The organism is Stenotrophomonas sp. 1L-E-5-B-C3, assembly GCF_057292075.1.
Genome location: NZ_JBXAWS010000013.1, coordinates 49,640 through 63,489, shown reverse-complemented (window position 1 = coordinate 63,489; position 13,850 = coordinate 49,640). Strand labels below are relative to the sequence as shown.

12 protein-coding genes, 1 pseudogene and 1 riboswitch are annotated in these 13,850 nt (G+C 68.2%); of the genes and pseudogenes, 9 read left to right on the top strand and 4 right to left on the bottom strand.

The features are described from left to right. Positions 1–120: 120 nt before the first annotated feature. Both AC0Z6F_RS16030 and AC0Z6F_RS16025 read left to right on the top strand, forming a co-directional pair. Complete coding sequence (locus tag AC0Z6F_RS16030) at positions 121–810, top strand: winged helix-turn-helix domain-containing protein (RefSeq protein WP_004141029.1); 690 nt, start codon at positions 121–123, stop codon at positions 808–810. Then, entirely contained in the window at positions 807–2,153 is a 1,347-nt protein-coding gene (locus tag AC0Z6F_RS16025; RefSeq protein ID WP_485617728.1) for an ATP-binding protein, read from the top strand. Before AC0Z6F_RS16030 ends, AC0Z6F_RS16025 begins: the two co-directional genes overlap by 4 nt. Here AC0Z6F_RS16025 and AC0Z6F_RS16020 read toward each other — a convergent pair. Both AC0Z6F_RS16020 and AC0Z6F_RS16015 read right to left on the bottom strand, forming a co-directional pair. Beyond that, on the bottom strand, positions 2,150–3,619 hold the full coding sequence (locus AC0Z6F_RS16020) for a sensor histidine kinase (protein ID WP_049461658.1): 1,470 nt from the start codon (positions 3,617–3,619) through the stop codon (positions 2,150–2,152). The genes AC0Z6F_RS16025 and AC0Z6F_RS16020 overlap by 4 nt on opposite strands. Continuing rightward, positions 3,616–4,335, bottom strand: a complete 720-nt coding sequence (locus tag AC0Z6F_RS16015; protein ID WP_012509950.1) for a response regulator transcription factor — start codon at positions 4,333–4,335, stop codon at positions 3,616–3,618. The genes AC0Z6F_RS16020 and AC0Z6F_RS16015 overlap by 4 nt, the downstream gene beginning before the upstream one ends. 144 nt (positions 4,336–4,479) lie before the next feature. Here AC0Z6F_RS16015 and msrB point away from each other — a divergent pair, with 144 nt between their 5' ends. The 4 genes and pseudogenes from msrB (at position 4,480) to AC0Z6F_RS15995 (ending at position 9,121) form a co-directional block, all read left to right on the top strand. Further along, a complete protein-coding gene (gene msrB / locus AC0Z6F_RS16010; RefSeq protein ID WP_004140930.1) occupies positions 4,480–5,052 on the top strand; it encodes a peptide-methionine (R)-S-oxide reductase MsrB in 573 nt (190 codons plus the stop codon). 2 nt (positions 5,053–5,054) lie between these two features. After that, positions 5,055–6,824 carry a cytochrome c biogenesis protein DipZ gene (locus AC0Z6F_RS16005; protein ID WP_448122524.1) on the top strand — a complete coding sequence of 590 codons (1,770 nt, stop codon included), beginning with the start codon at positions 5,055–5,057 and terminating at the stop codon, positions 6,822–6,824. A gap of 14 nt (positions 6,825–6,838) precedes the next feature. Next, a pseudogene (msrA, locus tag AC0Z6F_RS16000) lies at positions 6,839–7,540 on the top strand (peptide-methionine (S)-S-oxide reductase MsrA); the annotation flags it as partial. Between the two features lie 138 nt (positions 7,541–7,678). After that, on the top strand, positions 7,679–9,121 hold the full coding sequence (locus AC0Z6F_RS15995) for an aminotransferase-like domain-containing protein (RefSeq protein WP_012509948.1): 1,443 nt from the start codon (positions 7,679–7,681) through the stop codon (positions 9,119–9,121). 76 nt (positions 9,122–9,197) lie between these two features. Here AC0Z6F_RS15995 and bioD read toward each other — a convergent pair whose 3' ends face one another. Continuing rightward, positions 9,198–9,890, bottom strand: coding sequence for a dethiobiotin synthase (gene bioD, locus AC0Z6F_RS15990; protein ID WP_012509947.1), 693 nt, complete (start codon positions 9,888–9,890; stop codon positions 9,198–9,200). 68 nt (positions 9,891–9,958) lie between these two features. On the opposite strand from bioD, the gene AC0Z6F_RS15985 reads away from it, so the two are divergent. Next, on the top strand, positions 9,959–10,441 hold the full coding sequence (locus AC0Z6F_RS15985; RefSeq protein ID WP_004140850.1) for a GAF domain-containing protein: 483 nt from the start codon (positions 9,959–9,961) through the stop codon (positions 10,439–10,441). Then, entirely contained in the window at positions 10,438–10,800 is a 363-nt protein-coding gene (locus tag AC0Z6F_RS15980; RefSeq protein WP_012509946.1) for a TfoX/Sxy family protein, read from the top strand. The genes AC0Z6F_RS15985 and AC0Z6F_RS15980 overlap by 4 nt, the downstream gene beginning before the upstream one ends. A gap of 84 nt (positions 10,801–10,884) precedes the next feature. Here the strand turns inward: AC0Z6F_RS15980 and AC0Z6F_RS15975 are convergent, their stop codons facing one another. Beyond that, entirely contained in the window at positions 10,885–11,463 is a 579-nt protein-coding gene (locus AC0Z6F_RS15975; protein WP_004140776.1) for a histidine phosphatase family protein, read from the bottom strand. Positions 11,464–11,594: 131 nt separating this feature from the next. Then, positions 11,595–11,817, top strand: a riboswitch (cobalamin riboswitch). A gap of 117 nt (positions 11,818–11,934) precedes the next feature. On the opposite strand from AC0Z6F_RS15975, the gene btuB reads away from it, so the two are divergent. Beyond that, positions 11,935–13,776 (top strand): TonB-dependent vitamin B12 receptor, encoded by a 1,842-nt coding sequence (btuB, locus tag AC0Z6F_RS15970; RefSeq protein ID WP_485617734.1) that lies wholly within the window; start codon positions 11,935–11,937, stop codon positions 13,774–13,776. The last annotated feature ends 74 nt before the right edge of the window (positions 13,777–13,850 follow it).

Here is a 13,850-nt window from a genome sequence, read left to right as displayed (position 1 = left end):
CGCGCGCCAGCAACCCCGGCTGAATGGCGCCCGCCCCCAGGACCCGGGCGGCCCAATGGCTGGGATAGCATCGCCGCGCTCGTGCCGTGGCGGTACGTACGCCCCACGGAGGCCTTGAAAATGCTGGATATCGTACTGGTCGAAGACGATGCCCGCCTCGGTACGATGGTCAGCGACTATCTGCAGCGGCATGGCTACCAGGTCGCCCACGAGCGCAGTGGCGAACGCGCGGTGGCCCGGATCCTGGCCGAAAAGCCCGCCCTGGTCCTGCTGGATGTCGGCCTGCCCGACCAGGATGGTTTCGAAGTGTGTCGGCAGATCAGACCCCACTATGACGGCATCATCTGCGTGCTGACCGCGCGTACCGACAACATCGACCAGGTGCTGGGACTGGAACTGGGCGCCGACGACTACATCGGCAAACCGATCGAGCCCCGGGTGCTGCTGGCGCGCCTGCGTGCCCATCTGCGCCGCCACCGCCGGGTCGAGCCGCGTGACGGCAGCCTGCGCTTCGGCGAGCTGAACATCGACCCGTCCACCCGTAACGTGCACCTGCAGGGCAGCCTGCTGGAGCTGACCACCGCCGAGTTCGACCTGCTGTTCCTGCTGGCCAGCAACGCCGGGCAGATCCTCGACCGCGATGCGCTGCTGCGCGGCCTGCGCGGGATCGCGTTTGATGGCCTCGACCGCTCGATCGATGCACGCATTTCGCGCCTGCGCCGCAAGCTGGGCGACAACCCGGAACAGCCGGAACGGATCAAGACCGTCCGCGGCCGCGGCTACCTGTTCAGCCGCTCGGCATGGGGATGAAGCGTACGCCCTCAGCGATGCGCGGCCACGCCTTCCACTTCCTGCGCTATGGCATCGGCTTCCTGGTCGCCCACCTGCTGCTGATCGTGCTGGGCCTGTGGGCCTGGGATGCGCTGCTGGAAGACCGCACCGAAGCCAGCCTGCTGGCCGAGATGCGTGGCACCCATGCGCTGCTGCAGCAACGCTTCGCGGAAACACCACGCGACCAGTGGCCGGCGCTGGCACGAGGGCTCGACGCCGACTTCGCCTATGCCCTGCGGATGGTGCCGCTGGCCGAGGCAGAGAAGGCGCTGTCGGCCAGCCAGCGACCGCCGTTCAACAACGGCCGAGTGCAGATCGACCTGGAACACATGCGCAGCCTGCAGCGGATCGGCGACAGCGGCTATGCCGTGATGCTGGGGCCACTGGATGAGGCGTTGCCTGAGGAAGGCTGGCAGGACAGCGAAGTGTCCGGCGTGGCGATCCTGCTGCTGATCCTGATGGTGGCCGTGGCGCTGCCGATGTATGTAATGGTCTACCGCCTGTGGCGCGATGTGTCGCAGCTGGCACAGGCGGCGCGGCAGATGCGCGACGGCCAGCTGGATACGCGCGCGCCGCGTGCCGGCACCGCGCTGGTGCGGCCGTTGGCCAATGCCTTCAACCACATGGCAGAGCAGCTGCAGCAACTGCTGGAGAGCCAGCGCGTGCTGGCACAGGCGGTCGCGCATGAAGTGCGCACGCCGTTGGCGCGGATGCGCTTCGGCCTGGCCGACCTGGAGGACACCGCACTCGACGAGATCCAGCGCGATGCGCTGGGTGGCCTGCGTACCGACGTCGATCGCCTGCAGCACCTCACCGATGCCGGCGTCGAGTACGCCGCGCTGGGCCGTTGCCATCAGCTGACCCGCCAGCGCCTGCAGCTGGCCGCGCTGGTGCGCGGCGTTGTGGCCCAGTTCGCACCGCTGCCGATGCCAGTGCAGCAGGTGCTGTCGCCCACCGGCCTGGTCAACGTCAACCGGCATATGCTGGAACTGGCGCTGCGCAATCTGCTCGGCAATGCCTTGCGCTATGCGCGGCGGCAGATCCGCATCGCCAACACGGTCAACGATGGCTGGCTGTGCCTGCAGGTGGAGGACGACGGCCCCGGCATCGCGCCCGAACTGCGCGGCCAGGTGCTGCAACCCTATGTGCGGCTGGACCCGGGCAGCCCCGGTTTCGGTCTCGGCCTGGCACTGGTGCAGGTGGTGGCCGACAAGCATGGCGGCCACGTCGAGGTAACCGATTCAGAGCTGGGCGGTGCCTGCATCCGCCTGCACCTGCCGCTGGAAAGCGGCGGTGCCGTGGAGAGCGAGGCGGCCTGCTAGGCCGCCGGCTCCGCGCGCGGCAAGGCAAACACGAACAGCGCGCCACGCTCACTGTCGCGCAGTTCGATGCGGCGGCCATGCAGCTGCACGATACGCTGCACGATCAACAGGCCGAGGCCACCGTTCTCGCCACGCCGTGCGCCCAGTGCGGCCGGCGCCTGGAACAACTGTGCGCGCAGCGCCGCTGCCACGCCGGGACCATCATCGGCCACGCTCACCTCGATGCTGTCCGCGGTCGCACGCAGGCACACTTCGATCCGCCCACCTTCCGGCGCGTGCCGCAATGCATTGTCGAGCAGGTTGGTCAGCACCCGCTCGACCAGGCCCAGGTCGGCACGTACCAGCGGCAGGCCCGGCGGGAACTCGGCGTGCAGGCGCTGGTTGCGCGCCTGCGCGGCCAGCTCGAACTTCTGCAGTACGTCCTGCAGCAGTTCCGGCAGCGCGAACACTTCCCACTCCAGACGCACTTCGCCGTGCTCCAGCCGCGCCAGCTCGAACAGCGCGCGCGCCAGCCGGCCAACCTTGGCGCTCTGTGCCAGCGCGATACCGAGGTAGCGGCGGCGCTCGTCCGGTGACAGGGTGGCGTCCTTCAGCGCCAGCGTTTCCAGATAGCCATGCAGCGACGACAACGGCGTACGCAGGTCGTGCGAAATGTTGGCAACCAGTTCGCGCCGCTGCAGGTCCTGCTGGCGCAGCTGCTGCCATTGCTCACCCAGCCGCTGCGCCATCTGCGCGTGCGCGTGTTCAAGGATCACCAGCTCGTCGCGCTCGCCCGGGCGCAGCGGTTCGGGCGGCGGCAACGGTGTCGGCGCATCGATATCGAAGGCCTGGATGCGCCGGGTCAGCCGCCGCAGCGGACGGGTCACCCAGTAGAACGCCACCAGCCCGGCCAGCAGGCCGAGGCTTCCGACCAGCATCACCGACCACCATGTGGTGTTCCACTGGCTGCCCGCCGCCAGGTCGTCGGCCAGCATCTGCCGGTGTTCACCGACCAGCACCACGTACACGTAACCGGCCTGGCGCCCCTGCACGATCAACGGTGCGGCACTGAACACCTTGCGGCCATCGGCGCTGCGCGGGTCATCGCCGAGGATCGGCAGTGGCGCACCCGACAGCAGGCGGCGTAGCGGTGCCACGTCCACCTTGTTGCGCACCAGATGACCGCTGGGCGCGTCGTGGCCGAGAATGCGGCCCTGGTCGTCCAGCAGGTAGACCTCGACGCTGGGATTGACCGCCATCAGCTGGCCGAACAGCGCACGCACCGCAGCATCGCGCATGCCGCTGGTGTCCATCAGTTCGCTGCGTTGGGCGATGTGTTCGGCCAGGCCCAGCGACAGCCGCTGCACCACTTCCTGCTCATGGCGGGTGTTGGCGCGCATCTGCAGTGCCAGCAGCGCCATGCAGCACATCAGCATCAGCGCGGCGATCACCGCCGCCAGCTTCTGCCACAGATTGGGCTTGATCATGCCGCCGCCCCGGCCGGGTCGACCAGCTTGTAGCCGCGGCCCCACACCGTCAGCAGCCGCCGCGGGTTTGCCGGGTCCGGCTCGATCTTGCTGCGCAGGCGGTTGATGTGGGTATTGACCGTATGCTCGTAACCATCGTGCTGGTAACCCCAGACCTGGTTGAGCAGTTCCATGCGTGCGAACACCTGGTCCGGGTGGCGGGCGAAGAACAGCAGCAGGTCGAACTCGCGCGGGGTCAGTTCCAGCGCATTGCCATCCACCGAAGCGGTGCGCGCGACCGGATCCAGCTGCAGCCCGCCCAGCTCGATCGCGCCGGCATCGATGCGTGCGCTCTGTGCCATCGCCTCGGCCCGGCGCAGCAGGGCGCGCACCCGTGCCACCAGTTCCGGCATCGAGAAGGGTTTTGCCAGGTAGTCGTCCGCGCCCAGCTCCAGGCCGACAATGCGCTGCGTTTCGCTGCCGCGCGCGCTGATGATGATGATCGGCACGTAGCGCGCCATCGCGCGTGCGCGCTGGCACACCTGCAGGCCGTCGACACCGGGCAGCATCACGTCCAGCACCAGCGCATCCCATGGGCCGTCCTGTTCCAGCAGGCGCAGGCCACCGTCACCGCTGGCGGCGTGGGCCACGTCATAGCCTTCATCGCCCAGGTGCATGCGCAGCAGGTCAGCGATGTGGGCATCGTCTTCGACGATCAGCACGCGTTTGGTCGACATCGGCAGCTCGGGGCCAGTGGGGAGGCTGGCTGCATTGTGACGCGGGACGGCCGCCGATACCTCACGAAAAATTGAATCCTGCGTGAGGATTCGTTGACCCGGGCGGGCGCAGCATGGCCCCGTCGCCCCTTCCCGGAGTCCGCCATGTCCCTCTCCCGCCGCCATCTGCTGGGCCTGGGCGGTGTTGCCACCGCCGCCGGCCTGCTCGGCCTGGGGGCCTGCAGCCGCGCCGCCCCGGCCGCCGCCGAAGCGCGTCCGTCGCGACAATTCGAGGTCATGCGCAGCGATGCGCAGTGGCGCCAGCAGCTGACCCCGGCGCAGTATGCGGTGCTGCGCCAGCAGGCCACCGAGCGCCCGTACAGCAGCCCGCTCAACAAGGAACATCGGCAGGGCACTTTCGCCTGCGCCGGCTGTGCGCTGCCGCTGTTCTCCTCCTCCACCAAGTTCGAGAGCGGTACCGGCTGGCCCAGCTTCTGGGCACCGCTGCACAACGCCATCGGCGAAGACCGCGACGTCACATTCGGGATGCTGCGGGTGGAGGTGCACTGCCGCCGCTGCGGCGGCCATCTCGGCCATGTGTTCAACGACGGCCCGCGTCCAACCGGGCTGCGCTACTGCATGAACGGTGCTGCGATGGTGTTCGTTCCCGGTGCCCCTGCTGGCACTGCCGACGGCTGGCGGGTGCCGGTCGGTTCTTCCCCTGCTTCCGGAGCCTGACGATGCTGCTGTTGCTGCTTGCCTACCTCGGGGGCGCGCTGACCCTGCTCAGCCCCTGCATCCTGCCGGTGCTGCCGTTCGTGTTCGCGCGTGCCGACCGTCCATTCCTGCGCAGCACGCTGCCGTTGCTGCTGGGCATGGCGCTCACCTTCACCGTGGTCGCCAGCCTGGCCGCCGTAGGCAGCCAATGGGTGGCGCAGGCCAACCAGGTCGGGCGCTGGATTGCCCTGCTGCTGATGGCGCTGTTCGCGGTCGCCCTGTTGTGGCCACGGCTGGCCGACCATCTGCTGGCGCCGTTCCAGCGTGTGGGTGCACGCTTGAGCGCACGCGCCGATGCCGCGGACGCCGCAGGACGTGGCGGCGCGTGGACCTCGCTGCTGATCGGCGTCGCCACCGGCCTGCTGTGGGCGCCGTGCGCCGGTCCAATCCTCGGCCTGGTGCTGACCGGTGCTGCCCTGCATGGCGCCAGCGTCGGTACCAGCGGCCTGCTGCTTGCCTATGCAATGGGTGCGATCACCGCGCTGGCGCTGGCGGTGTGGGTCGGCGGCCGCGTGTTCCGTGCGCTGCAGGCGCGGCTCGGCCTGGGTGACGTACTGCGCAAGGTGCTGGGCGTAGCCGCACTGCTGGCCGTGGGGGCGATCGGCCTGGGCTGGGACACTGGCCTGCTGACCCGTCTTTCAACGGTCAGCACCGCGCGTATCGAGCAAAGCCTGCTGGACGCAGTACCCGGCGCGCAGCCGGCGGCACCGCCGATGATGATGATGGCCGGCGCCAATGCAGGTGCCGATGCTCCGCTGCCGGTGGAAGGCACCCTGCCCGCGCTGGATGGCGCCACCGGCTGGCTCAACAGCCCGCCGCTGAGTGCACAGCAGCTGCGCGGCAAGGTGGTGCTGGTCGATTTCTGGACCTATTCCTGCATCAACTGCCTGCGCGCGATGCCGTTCGTGCACGAATGGGAGCGTCGCTACCGTGACCATGGGCTGGTGGTGATCGGCGTGCACACGCCGGAGTTCGCCTTCGAACGCAACCCGAGCAACGTGATGAAGGCGGCGCAGCAGCTGAAGGTCGAGTACCCGGTGGCGCTCGACAACCAGTACACGATCTGGCGCGCGTTCAACAACCGCTACTGGCCGGCGCAGTACTTCGTCGACGCACAGGGCAACATCCGCGGCCACCAGTTCGGCGAGGGCAACTATGCGCGCTCGGAACAGATGATCCGTCGCCTGCTGGCCGAGGCCGGGCAGACGAATCTGCCACCACCGGCCGACCCCGCCGCCGCCGACCTGAAGGGTGTGGCCGTGCAGGCCGACATGAGCAACCTGCGCTCGCCGGAGACCTATCTGGGCCACGCGCGTGCCGAGCAGTTCGCCTCACCCGGCGGCCAACGCAGCGATAGCCCGTTCGACTACACGCTGCCAACCACCCTGGCACTGAACCAGTGGGGCCTGTCCGGACGCTGGACCGTCACCGACGAAGCCGCACAGCTGCAGCAGGCCGGTGGCCGCATCGCCTTCCAGTTCCACGCGCGGGACCTGCACCTGGTGCTGGCACCGAGCCAGGACGGCACGCCGGTACGGTTCCGCGTCTGGCTGGACGGCAAGCCGCTGACCGCTGCCGATGCCGGCAGCGATGTCGGTGCCGATGGCAGCGGCGTGGTCAATGAACACCGCTTGTACCAGCTGGTACGTCAGCGTGGCACGGTCGGCCCGCATCGCTTCGAGATCGAATTCCTCGACACGGGCGTGCAGGCCTACGCCTTCACCTTCGGTTGAAACGGGAGCACACGATGAAACTCTCTTTTGAACAAGGTATCGCCGCCGGTGTCGCCGGCCTGGTGGCTACTGCATTGATCGCTGGCGTGCTGCTGGTCGACCACGGCGCAGTCGCGGCACCGCTGGAAGCCAGCGCGCAGGCCAAGGCACTACCGGCGCCCAGCGGCGACGCCGCGTTCCGCGATGACGCCACCCATGCCAGCGTGGTGTTCGCCGGCGGTTGCTTCTGGGGCGTGCAGGGCGTGTTCCAGCACGTCAAAGGCGTGAGCAATGCGGTGTCCGGCTACATCGGCGGCAGCGCTGCCAATGCACGCTATGAGCGGGTCAGCAGCGGCCAGACCGGTCATGCCGAGGCGGTGAAGATCGACTACGACCCGCGCCAGGTCAGCTACGGGCAGCTGATGCAGGTGTTCTTCTCGGTGGTGCACGACCCGACCCAACTCAATCGGCAGGGACCGGACCAGGGCAGCCAGTATCGATCGGCGATCTTCTCTGATGACGCCCGCCAGCAGGCGGCCAGCCGCGCCTACATCGCGCAGCTCGGCCAGGCCGGCAGCTACCGCGCGCCGATCGTCACCCAGCTCGGCAGCGGCCAACGTTTCTACCCGGCCGAGAGCTACCACCAGAACTACATGACCAACTACCCGCAGGCGGCCTACATCCGCTACTACGACGCACCGAAGCTGGCCGCGCTGGGCAAGCAGTTCCCGGCGCTACCTACACACAAAAAAAGACGCACGGCCATCCAGCCGTGCGCTTGGGAAGTATCGGCCACGCCCCGATCAGGCCCGTCCGACAACGACATGCTAGGCTCGCCATCATCATGGGTACAGAACCAGATGGCGGGAAGTTCGATGGATACAGATGACCAGAGCGCGATGATCCCACCCCGCTACCAACGGCTGTCCGATGAACTGGCCGAAGCCATCCACGGCGGACGTCTCCCGGTCGGCAGCCGCCTGCCCTCGCTGCGGCAGATGGCGTCGCAGCGCCGGCTCAGCCTGAACACGGTGATCGCCGCCTATCGCCAGCTGGAAGATGCCGGCCTGGTGATTCCGCGGCCGAAGGCCGGCTTCGAAGTTGCGCCGCGACTGTCGGTGCCGCAGCGTTCGCTGCGTGATACCCCATCAGCGCCGACCGCGCCGCTGCAGCAGGTGCTGATGGCCCGCGTGCTGGAGGCACAACGCCGCGCCGGTGTGATCGATCTGGCTTTCGCGGGACCGCGCGGACGCCAGTTCTATCCCGGTGCGCAGCTGGCCCGGCATACCGCACAGGTACTGCGCCACGGCCAGCAGACAGTGGAAACCTACGCGCGCCCGAACGGCTCGCCGCGACTGCTGGCGCAGATCGTGCGGCGCGGTCCACGTATGGGCCTGCACACCCACAGCGAGCGGCTGCTGCTGACCCACGGCGCGATGGAAGCCCTGCAGCTGGCCTTGCGTGCAGTAACCCAGCCCGGCGACGCGGTAGGCATCGAGGCGCCGTCCTACTTCAACCTGTACCCGTTGCTGGCCAACCTCGGCCTGCAGGCCATCGAGCTGCCCACCCACCCGCAGCACGGCCTGGATGTCGATGCACTGGAAGCGATGCTGGAGCACACGTCGCTGGCCGCGCTGGTGGTGATGCCGACCGTGCACAACCCGCTCGGCTGCACCATGCCGACACCCGCCAAACAACGCCTGGCCGAACTGGTCAACGCGCGCCAGCTGCCGCTGATCGAAGATGCGGTGTACGCAGAACTGCAGTTCTGCGAGCCGCCGGCACCACTGCTGAAGGCCTTCGATCGCGATGGCTGGGTGATGGTGGTCGGTGGTTTCTCCAAGACGCTGGCGCCGGACTATCGCATTGGTTGGCTGGACGGGGGGCGCTTCGCCGAGCGCATCGCGCTGCTCAAGTTCCAGTCCACCGGTGGCGAACCGCAGCTGCTGGGCGATGCGGTGGCGGCCTATCTGGAAGCAGGCAGCTACGAGCATCATCTGCATCGCATGCGCCGCTTGTACCGCGAACAGGTCGGTCGCCTGCGCCAGCTGGTGGCCGAACACTTTCCGGCCGGCACCCGTGCCACCGAGCCACAGGGTGGCTTCCTGCTGTGGCTGGAACTGCCGGGGGTGGATACCCGCGAACTGTTCGAACGTGCGCTGGTAGAGGACATCGTGTTCATGCCCGGCCAGGTGTATTCGCGTGGCGCGCGCTACCGTCACTGCCTGCGGCTGTCGTGCTGCCAGACGCTGGATGCGCGCTTCATCGGCGCGGTGGAGCGGCTCGGTGCGATCGCGAAGGAGCTGGCATCGCGCTGATTGATCGGTAGCGCCGGGCCATGCCCGGTGGACTTTCTGGTCGCCGCGCTGCGCGCTCGCCGGGCATGGCCCGGCGCTACCGCAGGTCCGCGTGCAGATTGGCACTCAGCGCCTCACCATTCGCACCCGGCAGATGCGGCAACCGCCCCCAGCACGGCATCGACAGCCGCTGCTGCAACGTCGCGATGTTCTCTTCCTGGCGCTGCATCGCCGGGTCGATGTGATTGCCGATCCAGCCCAGGCACTCCACGCCGCTGGCCTGCAGCGACTGCGCAGTCAGCCGTGCGTGGTTGACGCAGCCCAGCCGCATGCCGACCACAAGCACTACCGGTAGATGCAACGCACGCACCAGATCGAGCTGGTCCAGCGTGGCCGAGACCGGCGCCAGCCAACCGCCAACGCCCTCCACCACCACGATGTCTGCCTGCGCGCGCAGGCGCTCGAATGCAGCCACGATCGGCGCCAGCTCCACCTGCACGCCGTCCTCGGCAGCAGCCAGCTCCGGCGCCAGCGGCTGCCGCAGCGCATACGGGTTCAGGTCGGCATAGTCCGGCACCGGCCAGCTGGCCGCCTGCAGCGCCAGCGCGTCCTCGTTGCGCAGGCCCTGTCCCAGATCCTCACTGCCGCTGGCCACCGGCTTCATGCCGACCGCGCGCAGGCCGCGCCGGCGCAGTGCATGCAGCAGCGCGGTGCTGGCCGCGGTCTTGCCGATCTCGGTATCGGTGCCGGTGACGAACAGGGCAGGCGGTAGCGTGGCGGGCAACGGCATCGATAAGCTCCAGCGGGACAACAGAGCGTGCATTATCGCCGGCCCGGCGCGCTTGCTAGACTGCGGGCATGTTCGCCAATGCCTCGCTTACCGGCAGCAAGCCGGAACAATACGCCCAGCTGCTGGAACAGGCCCGTGGCCTGGTCTACGCCGAGTCCGACCGCATCGCCAACGCGGCCAACCTCTCGGCACTGGTCTACCACGCCCTGCCCGACCTGAACTGGGTGGGCTTCTACCTGTACGACGGCAAAGAGCTGGTGGTCGGACCGTTCCAGGGCCTGCCGGCCTGCGTCCGCATCCCGCTGGACAAGGGCGTGTGCGGTGCCGCCGCCAGCCAGCGCGTGACCCAGCGCGTGGATGATGTCGATGCCTTCCCCGGCCACATCGCCTGCGATTCGGCCTCGCGCTCGGAACTGGTGGTGCCGTTGCTGCGCGGCGATGAACTGATCGGCGTGTTCGACATCGACAGCCCCAAGGTCGGCCGCTTCGACGCCGACGACCAGGCCGGCCTGGAAGCCATCGCCCGCGTGTTCGTCGAGGCGCTGGGATGAGCGCACCGAAGCTGCGCAACATCGGCCCGAAGAGTGCGGCGTGGCTGCGCCAGGTCGGCCTGCGCAGCCGCGAGGATCTGGTGGCGATCGGCGCGGTCGGCGCCTTCGTCAAGGTCAAGCGCGCCGGCTTCAAGCCCAGTTTGAACCTGCTCTATTCACTGGAAGGCGCGTTGCTGGACTGCCATTGGCAGGAACTGAGCGAGCCGCAGCGCGATGCGCTGGTGCAGGACTATGAGGCGCGCATCGCCGCGCATCCGTTGAAAGCGGCCGGCCCGGCCTCGGGACCGGTGCATGAGCAGCGCTTCGACACCGATGATGACGCGGAAGACAGCGTGGCCGAGAGCGCCGACGAGGATTGACCGGTAGCGCCGGGCCATGCCCGGCGAGCGCGTAGCGCGGGTGATGTGGAATTCGCCGGGCATGGCCCGGCGCTACCGGATTCGTCAGGGCTGCTGCAGCTCCAGCAGTTCGCCCACCAGCCCGACCTCACCTCGCTCCAGCCACACCCGCAGGCGGGTGCCGTGGTCGATGCGCAGGGCCCAGCATAGCGACATCGGCAGTCCACAGACCTGCGACAGCACCATACGCAGCGGACCGCCATGGCTGACCACCAGCGTCGGCACCGGATCGTCATCATCGAGCAGGCGATCCAGCGCGCGTGCGATACGTCGCTCAAAGTGGCCCCAGCTTTCACCATTCGGTGGTGGGAACGCATGCGGGTCAGCATGGAAAGCGGCCAGCGCATCCTCCGGCAGGTCGAACAGCGACTGCCCGTCCCAATCACCGAAGTCCAGTTCTTCCCATTCCTCGTCCGCGTCCACGTCCAGCCCGCGTGGGGTGGCCAGTGCCATGGCGGTGTGCAGCGAGCGCAGGCGCGGCGAGCTGATCACCCGCTCCCAGGGATGCGCGGCGTAGGCCTCGACCAGTTCCTGTGGCAGGCGGGCCAGCTGCGGCGGATCGCTGCGGCCATCGAGGAATTCATCGCGACCATTGCCGGCGTGGCGGACCAGGTCGAGGATCATGCGTGCATCCCATGCGGGCGACGCAGGTACAACGGAAAACGGGCGGACATCGGCAACGGCACCACGGGATCAAGGGGCCATTCTAAGGGCAGTCGAGCAAGCTCGACGCTACGGGCTGCCTGCGATGCCGTAGACTGCGCGCACTTCCAGGTGACCTGCGGCCATGGCCGGCAGGTTGAAACGGGAAGCCGGTGACGCGTGATTCCACGCCATGCCGGCGCTGCCCCCGCAACGGTAAGCACGTCAGTTCCAGGCAACACCGCCACTGTGCCGCAGGCATGGGAAGGCGCCTGGACGGTGGCCTCGCGCCACCCGGCGGCAAGCCCGGAGACCGGCCCGGAAGCCTCAGGTCGCGATGCGGTGGGCATGGCGCTGGATGATCGCGGCCTGTGCTGCGGCATCGGCGCGTGCCTGCCTTCGCGGCTCCTCCCCTTCGCCACGCGGGCGTGCGTGGCACCCGGAGTTCCCCCGATGAAGCTGCAGTCCCGAATGCTGTCCCTGGCCGTGCTCGCCGCCCTTCCCGCGCTGGCCCAGGCCGCCGATGACACCACCGCGCTTGACCAGATCCTGGTCACCGCCACCCGCACCCCGATCGCCCTGCAGTACAGCATCGCGCCGGCGCAGGTAATCGACCGCGCGCAGATCGAATCCAGCCAGGCCACCTCGCTGCAGGAGCTGCTGCGCGGCCGCGCAGGCATCAACCTGACCAATGCTGGCGGCCTCGGCAAGCAGAGCTCGCTGTTCCTGCGCGGCACCAACTCCGGCCACACCGTGGTGCTGGTGGATGGCGTGCGCATCAACAGCGCCGATCTCGGCCTGGCCATGTACCAGGACCTGCCGCTGGCGCAGATCGAGCGCGTCGAAATCGTACGCGGCCCGCAGTCGAGCCTGTACGGTGCCGATGCCATCGGCGGCGTGATCCAGATCTTCACCCGCCGCAACCAGGGCGACTTCGCCCCGCACTTCCAGCTCGGTGGCGGCAGCAATGGCCTGCGCGAAGCCAGCGGCGGCATCGGCGGTGGTACCGAGCGCGGCTGGTTCGGCGCCGACATCGCCTACCAGCACTCCGACGGCATCGATGCCTGCCGCGGCTCGGCCACGCTGTTCGCCGGCTGCTTCGCAGACGAACCCGACCGCGACGGCTACCGCAACCTGTCCAAGAGCCTGCGTGGCGGCTACAGCTTCAACGACCAGTGGAACGTGGAAGGCAGCGCGCTGCGCGCCGACGGCAAGAACCACTACGACGGTTACTACAACTACTCGGAAACCCGCCAGCAGATCCTGGCCGGCAAGGTGCGCTACACCCCGTCCGAACGCCTGGCATTCACTGCCAACGTCGGCCGCAGCGACAATGAATCCGACAACTTCGGTGCACCAGGGGTGTTTGGCAGCGCGCAGACCCATCGTGACAGCGCCTCGCTGCAGGGTGACATCACGCTGGCCGAAGGTCAGCTGCTGAGCACCGGCGTGGACTGGAGTGAGGACAACCTGGATGGCAGCAGCGCCGGATATCTGGTCGACAGCCGCCGCAACACCGGCGTGTTCGTGCAGTACCAGGGCCGCTTCGGCCGCCATCAGCTGCAGGTCAGCGCGCGCAACGACGACAACCAGCAGTTCGGCAACCATGCCACCGGCAGCGTGGGCTGGGCGATGGAACTGGAGCACGGCCTGCGCGTCAATGCCAGCTACGGCACGGCGTTCAAGGCACCGACCTTCAGTGACCTGTATGACCCGTGGAGCGGCGTGCCAACGTTGAACCCGGAAAAGTCCAAGAGCGCAAACCTCGGCGTTTCGCAGCACGGCAAAGGTTGGCACTGGGGCCTGGACGTATACGAGACCCGCATTGATGACCTGATCACCTACGATGCGTCCACAATGAAAATGCAGCAGGTGGAGAAGGCACGCATCCGTGGCGCCGAGCTGACCGGTGGCGTGCTGCTGGCCGGTTTCGACATCAATGCGCAGCTAAGCTACACCGACCCACGCAACCGCACCCACGGCAGCACCCAGTTCGACAACTGGCTGCCGCGCCGCGCGCAGCAGACCGCGCGCCTGGACATTGACCGCCGCTTCGGTGATTTCCGCGCCGGCCTGACCGTGCAGGGTGCGGGCAAGCGCTATGACGATGCCGCCAACGCAGTGAAGGTCGGCGGCTACGGCACGCTGGACCTGCGCGCCGAGTACGCGCTGACGCCGGAGTGGTCGCTGCTGGCGCGTGCCGCCAACGTGTTCGACCGCCGCTACGAGACGGTGGCGTGGTTCAACCAGCCTGGTCGCGAGTACCAGCTGAGCGTGCGTTACCAGCCGAAGTGACCGCGACGGTCATGGTAGTGCCGGCCGCTGGCCGGCAACATCATGACCTTCGGCAACGCGTTCCGGCTTGCCGG

Excerpts from the sequence above, each read along its gene's own strand:
- AC0Z6F_RS16025 (WP_485617728.1), top strand. The coding sequence starts at position 807 with ATGAAGCGTACGCCCTCAGCGATGCGCGGCCACGCCTTCCACTTCCTG.
- AC0Z6F_RS16015 (WP_012509950.1), bottom strand. The coding sequence starts at position 4,335 with ATGTCGACCAAACGCGTGCTGATCGTCGAAGACGATGCCCACATCGCT.
- AC0Z6F_RS15980 (WP_012509946.1), top strand. The coding sequence starts at position 10,438 with ATGAGCGCACCGAAGCTGCGCAACATCGGCCCGAAGAGTGCGGCGTGG.
- bioD (WP_012509947.1), bottom strand. The coding sequence starts at position 9,890 with ATGCCGTTGCCCGCCACGCTACCGCCTGCCCTGTTCGTCACCGGCACC.
- msrB (WP_004140930.1), top strand. The coding sequence starts at position 4,480 with ATGTCCCTCTCCCGCCGCCATCTGCTGGGCCTGGGCGGTGTTGCCACC.
- btuB (WP_485617734.1), top strand. The coding sequence starts at position 11,935 with ATGAAGCTGCAGTCCCGAATGCTGTCCCTGGCCGTGCTCGCCGCCCTT.
- AC0Z6F_RS16005 (WP_448122524.1), top strand. The coding sequence starts at position 5,055 with ATGCTGCTGTTGCTGCTTGCCTACCTCGGGGGCGCGCTGACCCTGCTC.
- AC0Z6F_RS15985 (WP_004140850.1), top strand. The coding sequence starts at position 9,959 with ATGTTCGCCAATGCCTCGCTTACCGGCAGCAAGCCGGAACAATACGCC.
- AC0Z6F_RS15995 (WP_012509948.1), top strand. The coding sequence starts at position 7,679 with ATGGATACAGATGACCAGAGCGCGATGATCCCACCCCGCTACCAACGG.
- AC0Z6F_RS16020 (WP_049461658.1), bottom strand. The coding sequence starts at position 3,619 with ATGATCAAGCCCAATCTGTGGCAGAAGCTGGCGGCGGTGATCGCCGCG.
- AC0Z6F_RS15975 (WP_004140776.1), bottom strand. The coding sequence starts at position 11,463 with ATGATCCTCGACCTGGTCCGCCACGCCGGCAATGGTCGCGATGAATTC.
- AC0Z6F_RS16030 (WP_004141029.1), top strand. The coding sequence starts at position 121 with ATGCTGGATATCGTACTGGTCGAAGACGATGCCCGCCTCGGTACGATG.